Source organism: Labrys wisconsinensis (assembly GCF_030814995.1).
Lineage (GTDB): Bacteria > Pseudomonadota > Alphaproteobacteria > Rhizobiales > Labraceae > Labrys > Labrys wisconsinensis.
This window is the reverse complement of sequence record NZ_JAUSVX010000024.1, coordinates 19751-38120: the sequence shown is the minus strand read 5'-3', so window position 1 is coordinate 38120 and position 18370 is coordinate 19751. Positions and strand designations below refer to the sequence as shown.

The window sequence follows — 18370 nt, the reverse complement described above, 5'->3', positions numbered from 1 at the left end:
CCGCTCGGCATCGGTCGATCCGAATGCCTTGCCATGAACGGGCAAGGAGGCTGACGCCTCGATGCCCGAACGCGGCGCCGCCTCGTCAGGCCGCCCGCACCGTCTGCAGGAAGGTCGCGACCTCGCTGCGCAGGGTCTCGGACTGGCGGGCGAGCTCGGAGGCGGCGACGAGCACCTGGGTGGCGCCGGAGCCGGTCTCCTCCGCGGCGCGGGCGACGCCGGTGATGTTGGCCGTGACCTCGCCGGTGCCGATGGCGGCCTGGGTGACGGCCTGGATGATCTCGCGGGTGGCGGCGCCCTGCTCCTCCACCGCCGAGGCGATGGCGGCGGAGGTCTCGTTCATGCCGCGGATCGTACCGGTGATGCTGGCGATGGCCTTGACCGAGCGCTCGGTGGTGGACTGGATGCCGGCGATCTGCTGGCCGATCTCGGCGGTGGCCCGTGCCGTCTGCTCGGCCAGCGACTTGACCTCGGCCGCCACCACGGCGAAGCCGCGGCCGGCCTCGCCGGCCCGCGCCGCCTCGATGGTGGCGTTGAGGGCGAGCAGGTTGGTCTGGCCGGCGATGCCGGAGATCATCTCGACGATGCCGTCGATGCGCGCCGCCGCCTCGCTGAGCTCGTGGACGATGGCGGCCGTCTGCTCCGCCGTGGTCACCGCCTCGCGCGCCTGCTGCGAGGAGCGCTCGACCTGGCGGCCGATCTCGCCCACCGAGGCGCCGAGCTCCTCGGCCGAGCTCGCCACCGAGGCGACGTTGGTGCCCGCCTCCTCGGCGGCTCCGGACACGGAGGTCGCCTGCGCCGAGGTCTCCTGCGCCACGGCCGTGAGCTGCTGGGCGGTGGCCTGCATCTCGGTGGCGGCCGAGGATACCATCTCGACGATGCCGCCGACCGCGCCCTCGAAGTCCCCGGCCAGGCGCTGCATCATCGCCTTGCGCTGCGCCTCGCCGTCGAGCCGGGCCTGCGCCGCCTCCGCCTCCAGCGCCGCGTTGCGGATCAGGTTGTCCTTGAACACCTGCACGGCGCCGGCCATGGCGCCGATCTCGTCACGCCGCCCCTGCGACGGCACGTCCTCGGCCGTGTCGCCATCGGCAAGGCGGCGCATGAACGCGGTCATGCCGACGATCGGGCGCGCCACCCGCAAATGGCTGAACAGCATGGCGAGGACGCCTACGCCGACCGCGAGGGCGAGGGCGACGTAGGTCGCCGCCAGCATGCTCTCCATGGCGGCCAGGGTCGCGGAGGACGACGCTTCGGCTCCCTTCCGGTTCAGCGCCACGTCCTTGTCGAGCGCGTCGCTGGCCTCGCTGTAGGCCTTGGCCATCTCGGCGCCGCCGAGCAGCGCGAGTGCGTCGTCCCGCATGCCGGCCTCGATCAGGCCCTGCATCTTCCGGCTGCCGGTCTCATAGCGGGCCCAGGCGCGCAGGAACCGGTCGTAGAGCGCCTTTTCCTCGGGCGAGGAGATCAGCGGCTCGTAGTCCTTGCGCGCTTGCGCCAGCTCGGCCGCCTTGTCCGCCAGCATGCGCACGGCGTCCTCCGTCGTGGCGGACGTCACCAGCTGATATTGCAGCAGGCGATAGTCGCCCGCCGCATTGTTGATGCGGTTGGCTCCATCCACGGACGGCAGCGAGTTGGTGGCGATATCAGCCACGTCGGCCTCGATCGCACGGAGATTGACGATGCCGTAGCCGCCCTGACCGGCGCAGACGACGACCATCGCCCCGAACAGGGACGTCAGCAGAACCTTGATGGAAAGACGCATGCGATGATTCCGGGAGGGAGCGGCGGGAGCGTGTCGACGCATCGCAAAACATCGTTAATCCCACGCTAAGGCACCGTCGGTTTTGCCGTCCCGGGCAGGGCGTCGCAGCAGGCGGCGAACAGCCGCTCGCTGAGGAAGTCGACGAACACCCGCACCTTGGGCGAGAGATGCCGGTTCGAGGGCCAGAGCAGGCGGAATTGCCCCGGCCCGTCGATATGGTCGGAGAGCACGGTGACGAGCGCTCCCGATGCCAGCGAGCGGCGCGCCAGGAAGTCCGGCATGCAGCCGATGCCGAGCCCGGCCGTCACCGCCCCGTGCAGGGCCTCCATGTTGTTGCAGGTGAGCACGGTGCGCCCGGCGTGCTCCGGCTCGCCGGGCGAAGGGGTCAGCGGCCAGTCCTGCAGCCGGCCGCTGTTGGGAAAGCGGAAGCGTATGCCGAGGTGCCGGTCGAGATCGCGCGGGACATGCGGCACGCCGTGCCGTGCGAGATAGGCGGGCGCGGCGCAGAGCAGCAGCTGGAAGGGCCGCAGCGCCCGCGCCATCAGCCGCGAATCCGGCAGGTCGCCGCTGCGGATCGCGACGTCGACGCCCTCCTCGATCAGGTCGACGACGCGGTCGTTGAAATCGAGGTCGAGCTCGACCTCGGGATAGCGGGCCAGGAACTCGGGCAGCACCGGCGTGAGGAAGTGATAGCTGACGATCGGCATGCTGACCCGCAGCCGGCCGCGCGGGACCTGCCGCACCCGGGCGAGCATGGCCCGGGCGTCATCGAGGTCGTCGAGCACCTGCCGGCAGCGCTCGTGGAACGCACGCCCCTCCTCGGTCAGGCGCAGGCTGCGGGTCGAGCGCTGCAGCAGCCGCACGCCGAGCTCCTGCTCCAACCTGGCCACCGCCTTGCCGACCGCCGAAGCGGAGAGGCCGAGCACCCGGCCAGCGGCGACGAAGCTGCCGAGATCGGCCGTGCGCACGAAGGCGATCAACCCGCCGAGATGGTCCATGCCGGGCCTCATTCGAGCGCGTTGTTCCGGTATGTGCGGAATATTAGCGCCGTTTCCGCATGATTGCGGCACATCTATCTCTACAGCAGACGCGACGGCCGGCAAGGCCGCGCGACATGCCGGCGCCGACCATGGCGGTCCGGCCTGCCCTCACACCCCGACGGACTTTTCATGACGGATCCGACCAATGGCCCGCGCCCGGCCGAAAAGGCGCTCGTGCTGGTCGCCGTGTGCCTGGCGGCCATGGCCATGCCCCTCACCTTCACCGGGGCGGCGGTGGCGCTGCCGGCAATCGGCCGCGCCCTCGGCGGCAACCCGGTGGCGCTGAACTGGGTGACCAACGCCTTCATGCTCGCCTTCGGCTCCAGCCTGATGGCGGCCGGCGCCCTCGCCGACACCCATGGCCGCAAGCGCGTCTTCCTCGCCGGCACCGCGGTCTTCGCCGCGGCCTCGCTGGGCCTCACCTTCGCACCCGGCATCCTCGCCTTCGACCTCCTGCGCGCCGCCCAGGGCCTGGCGGCCGCGGCGGCCCTCTCCGGCGGCATGGCCGCGCTGGCGCAGACCTTCGACGGGCCGGCACGCATCCGCGCCTTCAGCTTCATCGGCACCAGCTTCGGCGTCGGCCTCGCCTTCGGGCCGATCGCCGCCGGCCTGATGATCGACGCCTTCGGCTGGCGCAGCATCTTCCTCCTCGTCGTCCTCCTCGCCCTCGCCGCCTTCGCGATCGGTGCCCGATGCCTCGGCGAATCCCGCGATCCCGCGGCGTCGGGGCTGGACTGGCCCGGCGCCGCCAGCTTCACGCTGGCGCTCACCCTCTTCACGACAGGCGTGCTGCAGGCGCCGGAGCGCGGCTGGGGCGATGCGCTGGTCATCGGCGCGCTGGCCGGCGCCGCTCTGCTGCTCGCCGCCTTCGTCGCCGTCGAGCGGCGCGTCGCGCGCCCCATGCTGGACCTGAGCCTGTTCCGCTATCCCCGCTTCGTCGGCGTCCAGCTCCTGGCGGCGGCACCGGCCTACGCCTTCGTGGTGCTGCTGGTGCTGCTGCCGCTGCGCTTCATCGGCGTCGAGGGCATGGGCGAGGTCGCTGCCGGGCAGCTGATGATCGCCCTCTCCGCCCCGCTCCTCGTCCTGCCGCTGATCGCCGGGCTGCTGACGCGCTGGGTCTCGCCGGCGCTGATCGCGGGCGCCGGGCTCGGCCTCGCCGCCGCCGGCCTGTACTGGCTCGCCCACGTGCCCGCCAGCACGGCCGCTGCCCTTGTCCCGCCGATGCTGACGATCGGCGCCGGCATCGGCCTGCCCTGGGGCCTGATGGACGGGCTGGCGGTCAGCGTGGTGCCGAAGGAGCGCGCCGGCATGGCGACCGGCATCTTCAACACCATCCGCGTCGCCGGCGAAGGCGTGGCACTCGCCGTGGTCGGCGCGGTGCTCTCGGGCCTGACCGCGGCACGCCTGCCCGCCGGTCCGGCGACGGCCGAAGCGGCGCAGCGGCTCGTCACCGGCGACCTCGCCGGCGCGGCCGCCGTCCTGCCCGGCCTCGGCCGCGATGCCCTGACGGCGAGCTACGACGCCGCCTTCGTCGCGCTGCTCCTCATCCTGACCGCGATCACCGCGCTGACCGCGCTGGTCGTGCTCTTCGCCCTCGGCTATGGCCGAGCGGCGCCGGCCGAGCCCGGCGGTATCGGGGACGTCTCCCGCACCACCGGAATGGGCGCGAGGTGAGAGGCTGGACGAGAGCACCAGGGGCGCAACGCCAAAAGCCCTCTCCACGAAGCGAGGGAATTTTCGCCGTCCGGCCATGCTTCCGATGGCGTCATCGGGGTTGCGATCGACGATCGCTCCGCGACGCCCCGGCTCGAACCGCTTCCGCAGCCGCCCCATCCACCAGATCGCAACAGCCGCCGCGAAGCTGACGACGTGGCCGCGAAGTCCGACTCAAAGACGTTGCGTTTCCCTAATACCGCGATAGTATATATGAGAGCGCACCGTCGCCGCTTCACTTGTGCGGCCGTATTCGGAAAGATTGGTTTCAACTTTAGAAGTTTGCCACCTCAATAGGGGGACAACTCGTGCAGCCACTCGCCCCGACGGAAATTCCCGGCAACGCGACGATCGACACGATCCACGACGGCCTTGTTCTGTATTCGTCGAGCGCGACCACCACGACCTGGACTCTCAGTGCCGCGGCGGTCCCCGGGACCGAGGTCGGGTGGGTTCAGGACAATGCCGGAACGATCGTGTTTTCCGCGGCAGCCGGAGCCACGCTGGAATGCGTGTTGACGGGCCATAACAGCAGCGCCGGCCAGAATGCCCGCGGCAGCCTGATCGTCATGCACAATTCCGGCGGCGCAGCCGCCGTGTGGAACCTGGCCGGCTTCACGACGGTCACGTGACATGAGAGCCATTCGCGATTTCCAGTATCTCTACGGCCTCGACAGCGATCTGAACGCATGGGTCGCACGATGCACCGTCAAGCCGGGCATGGACTTCCTGCTCGCCGCCAATGATTTCATCCTTACCGGAAAGGATACGACGACCCCGGCGGGTGGCTGGTGGCAGAAACTCACGGCGGTCTACTTTTTCTTCGCACCGACGATGCAGGCCGCGCAGCAGAACGTCAAAAGCAACGCCTTCAACCTGACTGTGCATGGCACCGTATCCCTCTCGCCCAATGGCATCACGGGCGACGGTTCGACCGGCTATCTCGACACCGGCGCCACGCTCGGAGCGATGGTCGGGGCCAACGTCCTCACCGACAACACGGTCGGCGTCTACGCGCAGTACATCGTCCCTGGGATCTCTGGCGATGTCGGCGCGCGGGGCGGGGGCACTCCCGTCAATCAGACCGGCATCAACCTCGTGCGTTCGGTCGCCAGCTCCAGCGTCTGGAACAATGAGACCACCCAGATCGTCGTGTCGGCGGGGACGGGCTATGGCCTGAACTGCAACATCCGGACCAGCAGCGCCGGCGGCCTATGGACCACCGGCGCCACCACGAAATCCTGGCTCACCGACGCCGTCGCGGCACCGACCGGGAACCTGTTCTTCCTGCGTCTCGGCGCGAGCGGCACCTATAGCGCCAACACGCTGGCCTTCGGTTTCGTCGGCGCATCGCTCACCACGCCCCAAGTGGGCAGTCTGTCGGACGCCTGCGATCAGATGTTGCGCGTTCTGGGTGTCTATGTCGAGCCGCCGACCCCGACCCCGCCGTCTCCGCCCAATTGCTTCACCAACACGACGATCAACAGCGTCACGCCGGCCGCGCCACCCTTCCGAATCCTCCGCCTTGCAGCCCCGCCGTCGTCCGACAGCGTCGTCGGGACGACCGACTATCCTAATTTCCCCCTGACCGATGCGGTAACCCGGCCATGGGGGCCGGCGGCATCGTCGACCCAGACGAAGATCGGAATATGGGAGCTGTTGTGGGGGGACCGCGGGCTGGGGCTCAATCCCGGCGATAAAACTGCCTGGGCCAAGAATCCCAACGATACGATGGGGATCATCAAGAACACCGCGGGATACAACTGCCGCACGCAATTCAGCACGTATCGGACGGCAATCGGCTCCACCCTCGTCAAGCAGATGTGGAGCGCCGGCTATGCGGCGCGCGGCGACGCCGACGGCGCGGCCATCGCCGCCCTGCTTCACCAATATGGCTATCTCGGCTCAAATCCCGGAAATCTCGGCTGGCTCGATGCCGCGGATGCCTTCGGCTACGATACCACCGGCTGGGCCGGCCGGAGCGGCACCGACCTGACCCAGGATGTGAGCATCGATACGGGAAGCACGGTCAACCCAGCCAATCCCGCGGTTTTCCATCGCGCTTGGGCAGCGGCCCACGCCGACACGTTCTTTCCCGGCAATGCCGTTTCCGGAAGCTTCAAGGTCAGCAGTGACATGGTCATCCTCGGCCAGGGCAGGCTCTCCGATCTCGGCTCGACCAGGAGAGGCTTCGCCCTCGATTGCGAGATGGATGACGACCGTGGAAATTATTCCGCCACCGACGGGACCGATCTCTTCACCGTGACGGCGATGCTTTTGTCCGCAGCCGCGCATGGAAAGGGATTTCTGATCGGAGCGCTGACCGATCCCCTCCTTGCCTCCGGATCGCATCTCGGACTGACGGCGAGCAATGCCGCAACCGTCATGGGGGCAAGCGGGCTCGACTTCGTGAACATCACGACGAGCGCCACGCCGCCGATCACGGGCGGGGATCCCGATCCCCAGGCGACATGGCTGCAGGGCCAGCTCGACATTCTGGTGGGCGTATCGGCTTCAAAGATTTGCCTCGAACTCGTCATTGGTGGACCGGGCCAGGAAATCGCGATCGACTACGTGACGTCGGCTCGCACTTTCCTGACGGCGAAAGGTTTCACCTGGTCCTACATCGCAAATGGCTACGGCTCGCCGGGAGGCGCCTTGAGCCTGACATACAACCAGGTGCTGGCCACGTTCTACGGGCTGCCGACCTCGTAGCCTTTCTCGTCGCTCGCAAAGAACGCGCGTCGCATGCAGCGAGCGGCCGTCGTGCCCGGTTCGCTACGGCACGACGACATTCCGGTGACGATTTCGGACGCCGCCCCTTCACCCCTGGCGCTCGATCCAGGCCCGCGCTCCCGTCTCGGCCCGCTCGACGCTCTCGGCGCCGCGGGCGAGGCTCTCCAGCAACAGCACCTCGACATCGGCGAGGCCGATCGCCGCCAGCGTGTAGGAGATGTATGGCGTAAGGAAGTCGCGCTGCGCCGCCGGCGTGCCGGAGAAGGGGCCGCCGCAGGCCGCGACCACCCTGACCGGCCGGTCGGCGAGCAGGCCGACCTTGCCGGCCGGCGTGCTGCGAAACGTGCGGCGCGGCCGCACGACGTGGTCGATCCAGGCCTTGAGCGCCGCCGGCACGGTGAAATTGTGCATCGGCGTGTCGATCACCACGACGGCGGCCGCCTCGAGCTCGCCGATATAGGTCTCCGAAAGCACCAGCGCCGCGACCTCGTCCGGCCCGCGCCGCTCCTCCGGCATCAGGCTCGCCTCGACGAAGCGCTCGTCCGGCAGCGGCGGCGGATCGGCGCCGAGGTCGCGCACGACCCGATCGAGCCCGCGGGCGGCGCAGAGCCGCGCCGCCAGCTCGCGACCGATCCGCCGGCTGTGCGAGGCCGCGCGCGGGCTGACGCTGATGTGCAGCAGGCTCGCCATCAGCCGAGCGGCGCGCCGAAGCGCAGCGCCGCGCCGAGCAGGCCCTGCCGATAGTAGAAGCGGTGCCCAAGCACGTTGGCCAGCGGAGTATCGAGCACCAGCCTGGCACAGCCGAGCGCCTGCCCCTCCGCCTTCAGCCAGGCCATCAGTCGCGCGCCATGGCCGCCGCCACGCGCCGCCTCGTCGGTGACGAGGTCGTCGACATAGAGGAAGCGGCCGTGCACCAGGTTCTCGCAGGTGCGGTAGCCCGCCAGCGCCAGCGGCCTGTCGCCATCGCCGGCATCGGCGATGCCCGCGAGGCGGTCACCATCGCCGATGCCGGCGAGGCGGTAACCCTCTGCCGCCTGGCGGCGCCAGCGCTCGATCCATTCGGCCGGCGAGGCGAGGTGCGGGCGCAGTTGCCGGATCACCGGGAAGAAGGCCGCCACCTCGGCCTCGCTCTCCAGCCGGCGGATCGCCGGCGCGGTCATGCCGCCTCGCTCCCCTCGGCCCGGCGCGGGATCGGCGGGGCGAAGCCGAGCGGGCCGGCGATGCGGTTCCAGGCGTTGATGGTGCCGATCGAGACGGTGAGGAAGGCGATCTCCGTCTCGCTGAACGTGGCCGCGAGCGCCTGGCGCTGCGGCTCGAGGCCGCTGCCCGGCGAGAGGGTCAGCACCTCGGTCCAGCCGAGCGCCGCCCGCTCGCGCTCGGAGAAGATGCCGGCCTCGCGCCAGACCGCGACGAGGTCGAGCTTTTCCGCCGCGACGCCGAGGCGGCGGGCCGTGTTGAGATGGAACTGCAGGCAGAAGGCGCAGCCGTTGAGCTGCGAGGCGCGGACCTTGAGAAGCTCCGTCAGGCCCTTGTCGAGCCCGGACTCGTCGACCGCCTTGCCGAGCGCGCGCAGCGCCGCCACCGCCGCGGGCGCGGTCCGCTCGAACTGCGCATAGTCGATGGGCTGGTGCGAGGACATGGCTGGCTCCTTTCGGGCTGCTGCGCTAATATCAGAGCACGAACAACATATCAGAGTTCTGATATCATGCGCAAGACCCAGCCCACCGTCCCGCCGCTCGGCCAGGGCAAGCGCGGCGAGGAAGGCCACCTCGCCTATCTCCTGCGCCAGGCGAGCGCGGCCACGCGGCTGCGCATGGAGCGGGCCCTCGCCGACCTCGGCGTCACGCCGCCGCAATTCGCGGTGCTGACCATGCTGGCGGCCTATCCCGGCCTCTCCAACGCCGACCTCGCCCGCCTGGCGCTGCTGACGCCGCAGACCGTGAGCGTGATCGTCGCCAACCTCGAGCGCGCCGGCGCCCTGGCGCGACGCCCGCACGCCGTGCACGGCCGCATCCAGCACCTCGACGTCACCCAAGCCGGCGCGGCCCTGCTGGCGCGCTGCCGCGAGCGGGTGACCGTGCTGGAGGAGAGCCTCGCCGCCGGCCTGACCGCGACGGAGGAGCGCACCGTCCGCCGCTGGCTGGTCGCCCTGGCGCTGGAGGGCCATGGCGAAGGGAGCCCCTGAAACGCTCGGGTCAGCCCTTGCGCAGGAACACGTAGGTCGCCGAATACGGCACGCTGCGGTAGATGCCGGGCTGGTCGCAGGCGCCGTCGAGCTTGCCGCCGCTCGTGTCGATGCGCTGCACGGTGACGACATCGGCCAGGGCGCCGCTGCCGTGATGGGCCGCGACCGCGAGCTTGAGCCAGGGAATGTCCTGCGCCGTGGCACCGGGCGCGCTGCCGGCGACCTTGCCGGTGACGGCGCTGCCCTCGTCGAGCGCCCAGCTCGGCCCGGCATAGTGGCGGCCCACGGTCTTGCCGTCCGCGATCAGCGTCGCGATCGGCTCGCGGAACGTCCAGGCAGGCTTGCCGGCAGCGTCCGCCTTGCATTGGTAGATCTGCGCGCCCTCGGCATGCAGAGTCAGGACCGGCACCTCGCCCGGCGCGGCGATCGCCTCCGGCAGCGTTGCCGCGGCAGCCGGCCCGGCCGAAAGAGCACCGGCCAGCAGCACCGGACCGGCCAGCAGCAGACATGGAAGAGACATCGCGCAGCCTCGCATCGCCGTGCCCCCCGTGACGCCCGACCGGACGCTAGCAGAGCCGGGCGACAGCGGGAAGCCGCGGCCGGCCCGGCGGCAGCGCCGGCCGGTTTCCCTACCGCAATGCAGCAATCAACTCTGTGTGAGAACCGGGAGCGTCCACAGCCAAGCCTTTATCGGCCTCGGAGCCGGCGCGCCGATGCCTCAAATCCGCCGGAAACCGCCAGCCCCTCTTGTGCACCGCACAATCGGGCATGCAGAAGTGATGACGACGCTTTCCGACGCCGCCGCCCCGCCGGCCACCGCCACCCGCTACGACCGCCTGCAGCGCAGCCTGCACTGGCTGATGGCGCTGATCATCTTCACGGCGATCGGCATCGGCCTCTATTGCTCCTGGCTGGTGCCGGGCACGCCGGAACGGCAGGCGCTCCTGGAGATCCACAAGTCGCTCGGCCTCACCGCGCTGACCCTGGTGGTGGTCCGCGTCCTCTGGCGCCTCGCCGTCGGCGCGCCGGCCTACGTCAAGCCGCTCGGCCGCCTGACCCATCTCGCCGCAGGGGCCGGCCACCTCGCGCTCTATGCGCTGATGCTGCTGATGCCGCTCAGCGGCTACGTCTTCTCTGCCGCCGGCGGACGGTCCCTGCCCTGGTTCGGCCTGTTCCAATGGCCGAACCTGCTGCCGAAGGACCCAGCCCTGGCCGAGCTCGGCCGCTTCGTCCACGGCTGGGGCGCCACCGCCATCTATGTCGTGCTCGGCCTGCACCTCGCCGCCGTGCTCTGGCACCGCTTCGTCCTGAAGGACGAGGTGCTGGCCCGGATGCTGCCGCCGCGCTGAGCGCTCGCTCCGGGGTGGAAGGCCGAATGCCGCTGGGGCATGCTGCGTGCCCGACCGCCACCGGACGACGACGCCATGACGCTGCGAGCCCTGCCCTCCGATTTCTCAGCCGACGTCGTCGACGCCATCGACGCGGCGCTGGCGGGGATCGAGGCCGAGCACGGGGCCACCATCCTCCTGGCGATCGAAAGCGGCAGCCGGGCCTGGGGCTTCCCCTCCCCGGACAGCGACTATGACTGCCGCTTCGTCTTCGTCCGACCGGTCGCGCACTATCTCTCGCCCTGGTCGCGCCGGGATGTGATCGAGCTTCCGCTCGAGGATGAGCTCGATGTCAACGGCTGGGACCTCGGCAAGGCGCTGAAGCTGCTGCTCAAGGGCAATGCCGTGATCATCGAATGGCTGCGCTCGCCGATCGTCTACCGCGGCGATGCCGGGCTGCGCGACGCCCTTCTCGCCTTCGCCGCACGCTTCGCCGACCGCGACCTGATCGGCCGGCACTACCTGCATCTGGGCGAGCGCCAGCGCCACGCCCATTTCGGCGACGGCAAGGCGGTGGCGCAGAAGAAGATCTTCTACGCGCTTCGCCCCGCCGCGACGCTGCGCTGGCTGCGCCTGCATCCCGACCAGGCCGTGGCGCCGATGCATTTCCCGACGCTGATGGCCGAATGCGATCCGCCGGAGGCCGTCACCGTCCTGGTGGACGACCTCCTGGTCCGCAAGGCCGTGACGCGGGAGCTCGGAACCGAGCCGCTGCCGCCGGCCATCGCCGGCTTCATCGACGGCGAGTTCGAGCAGGCGCGCCCACTGTTCGAGGGAAAGGCGTCGCCCCCCACGGACGAGGCCCGCGAGGCCGCCGAAGCCCTGTTCCGGGAGGCTGCGATGCGCTGGGACCGGGGCCGTGTCCGGCCAGGCTCAGGCCCGGGCTGACCGCATCCCCACCCGCGGCCCTTCCTTCTCCCGTTGGCAGCGTCAGTGCGCTTCCGGCATCCCTCACGTCCGCCCGTTCGCCAGGTCGGTGTCCCGGATCGGCAGGTTCCGGATCCGCTTGCCGGTGGCGGCGAAGATGGCGTTGCAGAGCGCCGGGGCGATCGGCGGCGTGCCGGGCTCGCCGATGCCGCCCCATTTCGTGCCGCCGCTCAGCACCAGATGCGTCTCGATCGGCGGCGTGTCGGCGAGGCGCGCCACGGGATAGGCGTCGAAATTGCCTTCGACCACCGCGCCCTTCTCGATGGTGATAGCGCCGAACAGCGCCGCCGACAGGCCGTAGACCACCGCGCTTTCGATCTGCATGGCGACGGTCAGCGGGTTGACCACGTGGCCGCAATCGACCGCTGCGACCACGCGCGTGACCTTGACCTCGCCCTTGTCGCTGACCGCCACCTCCACCACCTCGCCGACGATGGTGCCGAAGGCCTCGTGGATGGCGATGCCACGCCCGCTCCCCGCCGGCATCGGCTTGCCCCAGTCGCCCTTCTCGGCCAGCGTGTCGAGCACGGCGATGAAGTCCGGCCGATCGGCGAGCAGCTTGCGGCGGAAGCGGTAGGAATCCTCGCCCGCCGCACGGGCGAGCTCGTCGATGAAGCTCTCCATGGCGAAGGCGTTCTGCGAGCTGCCGACCGAGCGCCAGAACATCACGGGCACATGCGTGTTCTTGAGGATGCAGTCGACCTGAACGGCCGCGGCGCGATAGGGCGCGTTGACCAGCCCTTCCACCGCCGAGGGCTCGACGCCGCTCTCGACCTTGCCCCAGCCCAGCGAGCGCTGGATCGAGCCGACCGCAGTGCGCGCATGCAGGGCGGCGATGCTGCCATCCGCTGCCAGCGCCGCCTGGAAGCGGATCGCCGCCTGCGGCCGGTAGCGGTCGTGGCGCATGTCCTCCTCGCGCGTCCAGAGCAGCTTCACCGGCTGGCCCACCGCCTTGGCAACCAGCACGGCCTGCGCCAGCTCGTCATTGACGGCGCGCCGGCCGAAGCCGCCGCCGAGGAAGCAATTGTGCACCTCCACCTGTTCCGGCGGCACGCCCGCCGTCTTGGCGGCGAGCTGCAGCGCCGCGTCCGGATTCTGCGTGCCGAGCCAGACCTCGACCTTGCCGTCCTGCACATGCGCGGTGCAGTTGAGCGGCTCCATCGGCGCATGGGCGAGGTGCGGCACCTCGTAGAGCGCCTCCACCCGCTTGCCGCCGGCGAGGCCGCCCGCGACGTCGCCGTCCTTGCGGGCGGTGACTGCCGGCCCGTCCAGGGCGGCGCGATATTCCGCCGCGAAGGCCTTGCTGTCGGTCGCCGCCGCCGGGCCTTCGTCCCAGGTCACCGGCAAGGCGGCGGCCGCCTCCTTGGCGCGCCAGAACCGGTCGGCGACCACGGCGAGGCCGCCCGGCACCGGCACCACCGCCTTGACGCCGCGCCGGCTCGTCACCGCCTTGGCGTCGTAGGACTTCACCGTGCCGCCGAACACGGGACAGGTGACGACGGCGGCATAGAGCATGCCGGGCAGGCGGATATCGATGCCGAAGATGGCGGTGCCGTCGAGCTTGGCCGGCGTGTCGAGCCGGGCCAGCGGCTTGCCCATCAGCGTGTACTGGTCGGGCGTCTTGATCGCCGGCTCCTTGGCCAGCGTCAGCCTGGCGGCGTCGGCGGCGAGCTCGCCATAGCGCAGGCTGCGGCCGCTCGATGCGTGCAGCACCTGCCCGTCGCGCGCCTGGCAGGCCTCGGGCGCCACGCCCCAGCGCTCGGCCGCGGCCTGCACCAGCCGGGCGCGGGCACTGGCGCCGGCCTGCTGCAGGAACTCGCGCGAGCGTCGCACCGCGCCGGAGCCGCCCGTGCCCATGCGCTTGTAGACGTTGTTGTCCCTGAGGTTGCGGCTGGCCGAGGCATATTCGGCCTTGACCTTGCGCCAGTCGCAGGCGAGCTCCTCGGCCAGGATCATCGGCAGGGCGGTGAAGATGCCCTCGCCCATCTCCGACTGGGCGACGCGCAGCACCACGGTGTCGTCGGGCTCGATCAGGATCCAGGCATTGATCTCGCGGCCGGGGCTCTCTTCCCAAGGGCGCGGCGCGGCGGGAATGGCATCGGCCGGCCCGGGAAGCGAGAAGCCGAGGGCGAGGCCGCCGGCGGCGCTGAGCGAGACGGCGAGGAAGCGGCGGCGGCTGAGGTCGAGCGGTTGCACGGTCATGGCGCTCACCCCTTGATCAGCGCGGCGGCGCGGTGCACGGCGGCGCGGATGCGCGGATAGGTGCCGCAACGACAGATATTGGTCAGGCCTTCGTCGATATCGGCGTCGGTCGGGCTCGGGTGATCGCGCAGGAAGGCGACCGCGGCCATGATCTGGCCCGACTGGCAATAGCCGCATTGCGGCACGTCCTCGGCCAGCCAGGCCTGCTGCACGGGATGGGCGGCCCCGTGCGACAGGCCCTCGATGGTGGTGATCTCCGCCCCGTCGGCATCGCCCACCTGCACCGAGCAGGAGCGCATCGCCTCCCCGTTGACATGCACCGTGCAGGCGCCGCACTGGGCGATGCCGCAGCCATATTTGGTGCCGGTGAGCCCGAGCTCGTCCCGGAGCACCCAGAGCAGCGGCGTCTCCGGCTCGACGTCGAGCTCGTGGCGGGTAGCGTTGACGACGAGGGCGACCATGGGCAGACCTCCTCAGGGATTTGACGGGGATGATGCTGGCGACGGCCGCCTCGGCCGGACCGCTGCATCATACAGGAGCGGCGGCGGCGATCACCGCCGGGCGGGCCGGGATAACGCCATCGTGTAGCACCGTGACGCCGGCGTGAGCGGCCGCGGATTCGCGTGCCTCCCCCGTTCTGCAGGCCGCCCGCCGCCGCTATGCTGCCTTACCTCAGCGAATCCCGGACGGCGCCAGCATGATCTTCTTCACCAGCGACACCCATTTCCAGCACGCCAGGATCATTCCCTTCTCGCGCCGGCCCTTCGCCTCCGCGGACGAGATGGACGACGTGCTGGTCCGCAACTGGCGCGAACGGATCACCGACGACGACGTGGTCTACCATCTCGGCGACGTCACCTGGAAATGGAACGCCCGGATACGGGCGATGCTCGACGGCCTTCCCGGCGTCAAGCACCTCATCGTCGGCAACCATGACCACAGCAACACCCGCGGCGCCGCGGCCTGGGCCTCGGTGCAGTCCTATGCCGAGCTCGCCGTCGACGTGCCGGAGGGCGGACGGCGGCTGATCGTGCTGTGCCACTATCCCTTCGCCGTCTGGCGCGACAGCCATCACGGCTCGATCAATCTGCACGGCCACGTCCACGGCCGCTTCCAGCCCACCGCCCAGCAGATGGACGTCGGCGTCGACTGCACGGACTACGCCCCGATCACGCTGCCCGAGGTGCTGACGCGGCTCGCGACCTATCCTGCGCACGTGCATCGGGATCTGGAGGAGCTGCCGTAGGCCGGAGCCGATTGCCTACTCCGCCCCGAACATCCCCCGCACCCACGCCATCACCGTGTCGACGTCCACGGGAGCACGCGTGTCGACCTCCAGAATCGGGCCACGGCGCAGGGGTCGGGCGCGTTCGGCGAGGGCGATCAGCTCGGGGACGAAGGCGGCGCCGGGATGGCCGGGGTGGCGCTCGCCGAGGCGGGCGGCGTAGCGCTCGGCGAGCAGCGCCGGCGGCGCGTGGCACCAGATCTCCGCGGTCTGCCCGACCCCGGCGCGTTCGAGATGGCCCTCCAGCACCGCGGCCGGCTGGAAGCCGAACCAGGCATCGACCACGACGGTGGTGCCGTCGGGCGCGTCGCGCACCAGCGACCAGATCGCCGCGTAGCTCGCCCGGCCGAGGGCGCGGTTGAATTCGCGGTCGCCGAGGCCGAGCTCGTCGAAGAAGGGTTCCTTGACCGCATCGAGCGCCAGCCGCAGCCAGCCGGTGCGCGCGCTGACGCCGGCCGCCACCGTGCTCTTGCCGCTGGCGGGGACGCCGTTGACCAGGACCGCGCGCTTCATGGCTCAGGCCACCTCGCGCGGCGACGGGGCACGCACGGGATGAAGATCGCAGACCCGGTCCATCAGGCCGCACAGCGCCGCGCCGATCACGCCGGCATCGTCGCCCAGCGCCGCCGCCTCGACCGGGCAGCAAAACCAGTCGGCCGCCGCCGGCACCAGGGCGAGCGCCCGCTGCGCTGCGGCGCCGAGGCCGCCGCCGAGCAGCACCAGGTCGGGGTCGGCGACGGCGACGATCGATTCGATCGCCGCGCGCAGCGGCGTCGCCCAGGCGAGCAGCGCCCGCCGCGCCGCCGGATCGCCCGCCGCCTCCAGCGCGAACAGCCGGTCGGCACTGGTGCCGGCGGGCAGGCCGGCGGCCGCGACATGGCGGCCCAGCGCCGTGCCCGAGCTCACGGTCTCGACACAGCCGAGCCGTCCGCACGCGCAGCGCTCGCCGCCCGCATCGATCGTGACATGGCCGAGCTGGCCGGCCGCCCTGCGGCCGCGCAGGATGCGGCCGCCCTCCGCGATGGCGCCGCCGATGCCGGTGCCGATGGTGAGCAGGGCGACGCTCTCGTGCCCCTGCGCCGCGCCGACGGCGATCTCGGCCACCAGCGCCATGGTGCCGTCATTGTCGATGGCGACCGGCCGGCCGGCGGCGGCCGCGACCCGCTCGGCCAGGCGCACCTGCGACAGGTCGACATAGCCGCCCGACAGCACGGTGCCGCGGCCGGCATCGACCCGGCCGGGCACGCCGATGCCGATCGCCGCGACGCTGGGCCGGTCGAGGCGGCGGATGAGGTCGAGGATGCGCGCCACCACGGCCTCGGGGTCGCGCACCGTCCGCTCCGCGACGCGGTCGAGGATCTCCCCGCCGTCCGAGACTCGCGCGGCCCGCAGATGGGTGCCGCCGATGTCGATGCCGATCGCCGTCGAGGCCATGGTCCACCCTGAGCGGGATGTCCGAGCGCCGGCCCGGACTCCTGCGGATTCTGGTGATTTTGCGGCGGGCACCGGCAGCGTGCCGCCGGCGCCAGCATAACCGGTTTTGTCGCCGCGGTCGCCCGGTTCAGGCCGCCTGCCGGGCGCCGTGGCGGGCCAGGATCGCCTGGATCTCGCGCAGCCGCGGCAGGGCGATGCTGGTGAGGCGCTCGCGCTGCACGGCGCGGTCGAGCGAGATGCAGTCCTTCCACAGCGCCCGGCCGCCGATCACGCCCGAGGCGCCGTTGGCCATGGCGGTCTCGATCTGGCCGATGAAGGTCGCGTGGTCGACGCCGGCCGAGAGCACCGCCCAGGGCACGTCGCCGGCCATCGCCGTCACGCCGGCACAGGCCTCGACCGAGCCGGGATAGGGCAGCTTCAGCACCTTGGCGCCGAGATCGAGGCAGATGCGGGTGCCGCCCAGAATCAGTTCGGACAGCTTGGCGGCATAGGCCTCGGCGCTCTCGCCCTCGACCTGGTAGGTCAGGAACTCCACCACCAGGAGGAGGTCCTCGGCGGCGAAGTCGGCGATGCATTGGCGCAGGATCGCGATGTTGCGCGCGTTCGCCGCCGGCAGGTCGGCGCGCAGATAGACCATGATCTTGCCGCCGGTGCCGCCGAGCGCGCGCACGCGGCGGGCGTCGATGCCGGGCACCAGCTTGGACAGGCGGTAGCCGGTGCCGGGCTCGGTGTCCCAGCCGGAGGCATCGAGGCCGATCAGCAGGGCGACGTCGCGGGCGAGCACGCCCAGGTCGACCACGCCGGGCACGGCGCAGACCGGATCAAGCAGCACGCAGGAAGCGTGGTTGGCGAGATAGCGCACGATGTCGGCCTTGGTCTCGCCGAGGGTCGCCTCGCTGATCGCCTTCTGCTCGGCCGGATCGGATGCCAGCAGCGTGCGCATGCCGCCACGCTGGTCGCAGGCGATCACCATCATGGCGCCGTCGCGCCCGCAGATCTGGTGATAGCCGCGCCGCTCCGCCGTCGTCATCCCCGCCATGGCACCCTCCGCATCCGCCGGCTCTTCGCGGCGCGGAGCTTGTAACATATTTCTGAAACGAATTTCAATCGTCGCGACGCAGCTCAATCGCCGATCCGGGCGAGACAGGAGATCGCCTGCAGCGTGCCGACCATCATCGCAGCGATCGGTAGCGTGATGCTCCCCAGCATGACCAGCCGCAGCGGCCAATATTGATATTCGACATAGGGAATCGACCCGATCGATGGCGCCAACAGGGCCAGGCTGGGCTCGACCAGCATCCACAGCAGGCAGACGCCACAGGCGAGGATCGAGGCCGCTGCGACATAGGCGAGCACGGCGGTCAACACCATGCGCGGCGTCGTCCCGGCCGGCCGTGGCTCGCGGTCATGCCGGGCGGCGATCTCGGCATCGAGGCCCGGACCGCCGAAGGTCGCCGCGACCACGAGGGCCACGAGGGCGAGACCGGCGAGCACCGCGACGATGCCGACCAGCGTCCGGACCAGGCCGCCCTCGCCGAGGAGTCGCGGGATCCCCGGCAGCAGCGTGTCGAGGACGCAGACGGCCGCCGCCAGCAGCAGCGGCCGGATGATGATGGCCCGGCCGGCCGGCAGGTAAGGGGTGCTGCGCATCAGGGCCCGCCACATCGTCGCCTCGAAATGTTTCCGTCTTGTTCGCTTAAC

The 18370-nt window shown here is 70.8% G+C and carries 19 protein-coding genes; 7 read left to right on the top strand and 12 right to left on the bottom strand.

Annotation, left to right across the window (positions count from 1 at the left end):
• Positions 1-85 precede the first annotated feature (85 nt).
• On the bottom strand, positions 86-1759 hold the full coding sequence (locus QO011_RS37910) for a methyl-accepting chemotaxis protein (RefSeq protein WP_307284425.1): 1674 nt from the start codon (positions 1757-1759) through the stop codon (positions 86-88).
• Positions 1760-1824: 65 nt separating this feature from the next.
• The gene (locus QO011_RS37905) at positions 1825-2757 is read right to left on the bottom strand and encodes a LysR family transcriptional regulator (RefSeq protein ID WP_307284423.1); all 933 of its coding nucleotides are present in this window, start codon (positions 2755-2757) and stop codon (positions 1825-1827) included.
• 171 nt (positions 2758-2928) lie between these two features.
• Between QO011_RS37905 and QO011_RS37900 the strand changes: the two genes are divergently transcribed.
• The 3 genes from QO011_RS37900 (at position 2929) to QO011_RS37890 (ending at position 7227) form a co-directional block, all read left to right on the top strand.
• Entirely contained in the window at positions 2929-4473 is a 1545-nt protein-coding gene (locus tag QO011_RS37900) for an MFS transporter (protein ID WP_307284422.1), read from the top strand.
• Between the two features lie 347 nt (positions 4474-4820).
• Entirely contained in the window at positions 4821-5144 is a 324-nt protein-coding gene (locus tag QO011_RS37895) for a hypothetical protein (protein WP_307284420.1), read from the top strand.
• Between the two features lies 1 nt (position 5145).
• Complete coding sequence (locus QO011_RS37890) at positions 5146-7227, top strand: hypothetical protein (protein WP_307284417.1); 2082 nt, start codon at positions 5146-5148, stop codon at positions 7225-7227.
• A 108-nt stretch (positions 7228-7335) separates the two neighbouring features.
• Here the strand turns inward: QO011_RS37890 and QO011_RS37885 are convergent, their stop codons facing one another.
• The 3 genes from QO011_RS37885 to QO011_RS37875 are packed head-to-tail and all read right to left on the bottom strand — an operon-like array spanning position 7336 to position 8887.
• Positions 7336-7938 (bottom strand): FMN-dependent NADH-azoreductase, encoded by a 603-nt coding sequence (locus QO011_RS37885; protein WP_307284415.1) that lies wholly within the window; start codon positions 7936-7938, stop codon positions 7336-7338.
• Complete coding sequence (locus QO011_RS37880; protein WP_307284412.1) at positions 7938-8408, bottom strand: GNAT family N-acetyltransferase; 471 nt, start codon at positions 8406-8408, stop codon at positions 7938-7940. Before QO011_RS37880 ends, QO011_RS37885 begins: the two co-directional genes overlap by 1 nt.
• Positions 8405-8887, bottom strand: coding sequence for a carboxymuconolactone decarboxylase family protein (locus QO011_RS37875; protein ID WP_307284409.1), 483 nt, complete (start codon positions 8885-8887; stop codon positions 8405-8407). Before QO011_RS37875 ends, QO011_RS37880 begins: the two co-directional genes overlap by 4 nt.
• Positions 8888-8953: 66 nt before the next feature.
• Between QO011_RS37875 and QO011_RS37870 the strand changes: the two genes are divergently transcribed.
• On the top strand, positions 8954-9433 hold the full coding sequence (locus tag QO011_RS37870) for a MarR family winged helix-turn-helix transcriptional regulator (RefSeq protein ID WP_307284405.1): 480 nt from the start codon (positions 8954-8956) through the stop codon (positions 9431-9433).
• A 10-nt stretch (positions 9434-9443) separates the two neighbouring features.
• On the opposite strand, the gene QO011_RS37865 is transcribed toward QO011_RS37870, so the two are convergent.
• Positions 9444-9953, bottom strand: a complete 510-nt coding sequence (locus tag QO011_RS37865) for a DUF3455 domain-containing protein (protein WP_307284402.1) — start codon at positions 9951-9953, stop codon at positions 9444-9446.
• A gap of 259 nt (positions 9954-10212) precedes the next feature.
• On the opposite strand from QO011_RS37865, the gene QO011_RS37860 reads away from it, so the two are divergent.
• Together QO011_RS37860 and QO011_RS37855 are read left to right on the top strand one after the other, a co-directional pair.
• Positions 10213-10782 (top strand): cytochrome b, encoded by a 570-nt coding sequence (locus tag QO011_RS37860; protein ID WP_307284399.1) that lies wholly within the window; start codon positions 10213-10215, stop codon positions 10780-10782.
• A 75-nt stretch (positions 10783-10857) separates the two neighbouring features.
• A complete protein-coding gene (locus QO011_RS37855; RefSeq protein ID WP_307284398.1) occupies positions 10858-11709 on the top strand; it encodes a nucleotidyltransferase domain-containing protein in 852 nt (283 codons plus the stop codon).
• Between the two features lie 63 nt (positions 11710-11772).
• Here QO011_RS37855 and QO011_RS37850 read toward each other — a convergent pair whose 3' ends face one another.
• Together QO011_RS37850 and QO011_RS37845 are read right to left on the bottom strand one after the other, a co-directional pair.
• Positions 11773-13950: a xanthine dehydrogenase family protein molybdopterin-binding subunit gene (locus QO011_RS37850; RefSeq protein WP_307284395.1), complete on the bottom strand. Its 2178-nt coding sequence runs from the start codon at positions 13948-13950 to the stop codon at positions 11773-11775.
• A gap of 5 nt (positions 13951-13955) precedes the next feature.
• Complete coding sequence (locus QO011_RS37845; protein WP_307284392.1) at positions 13956-14411, bottom strand: (2Fe-2S)-binding protein; 456 nt, start codon at positions 14409-14411, stop codon at positions 13956-13958.
• A gap of 236 nt (positions 14412-14647) precedes the next feature.
• Here QO011_RS37845 and QO011_RS37840 point away from each other — a divergent pair, with 236 nt between their 5' ends.
• On the top strand, positions 14648-15196 hold the full coding sequence (locus tag QO011_RS37840; RefSeq protein ID WP_307284388.1) for a hypothetical protein: 549 nt from the start codon (positions 14648-14650) through the stop codon (positions 15194-15196).
• Between the two features lie 15 nt (positions 15197-15211).
• On the opposite strand, the gene QO011_RS37835 is transcribed toward QO011_RS37840, so the two are convergent.
• From QO011_RS37835 to QO011_RS37820, 4 genes are all read right to left on the bottom strand, one after another.
• Positions 15212-15748, bottom strand: a complete 537-nt coding sequence (locus QO011_RS37835) for a P-loop nucleotide/nucleoside kinase family protein (RefSeq protein WP_307284386.1) — start codon at positions 15746-15748, stop codon at positions 15212-15214.
• A gap of 3 nt (positions 15749-15751) precedes the next feature.
• Positions 15752-16669 carry an ROK family protein gene (locus QO011_RS37830; protein ID WP_307284382.1) on the bottom strand — a complete coding sequence of 306 codons (918 nt, stop codon included), beginning with the start codon at positions 16667-16669 and terminating at the stop codon, positions 15752-15754.
• Between the two features lie 127 nt (positions 16670-16796).
• Positions 16797-17708, bottom strand: a complete 912-nt coding sequence (locus QO011_RS37825; RefSeq protein ID WP_307284381.1) for a tagatose-bisphosphate aldolase — start codon at positions 17706-17708, stop codon at positions 16797-16799.
• A gap of 83 nt (positions 17709-17791) precedes the next feature.
• Positions 17792-18319: a hypothetical protein gene (locus QO011_RS37820; protein ID WP_307284378.1), complete on the bottom strand. Its 528-nt coding sequence runs from the start codon at positions 18317-18319 to the stop codon at positions 17792-17794.
• Positions 18320-18370: the final 51 nt, after the last annotated feature.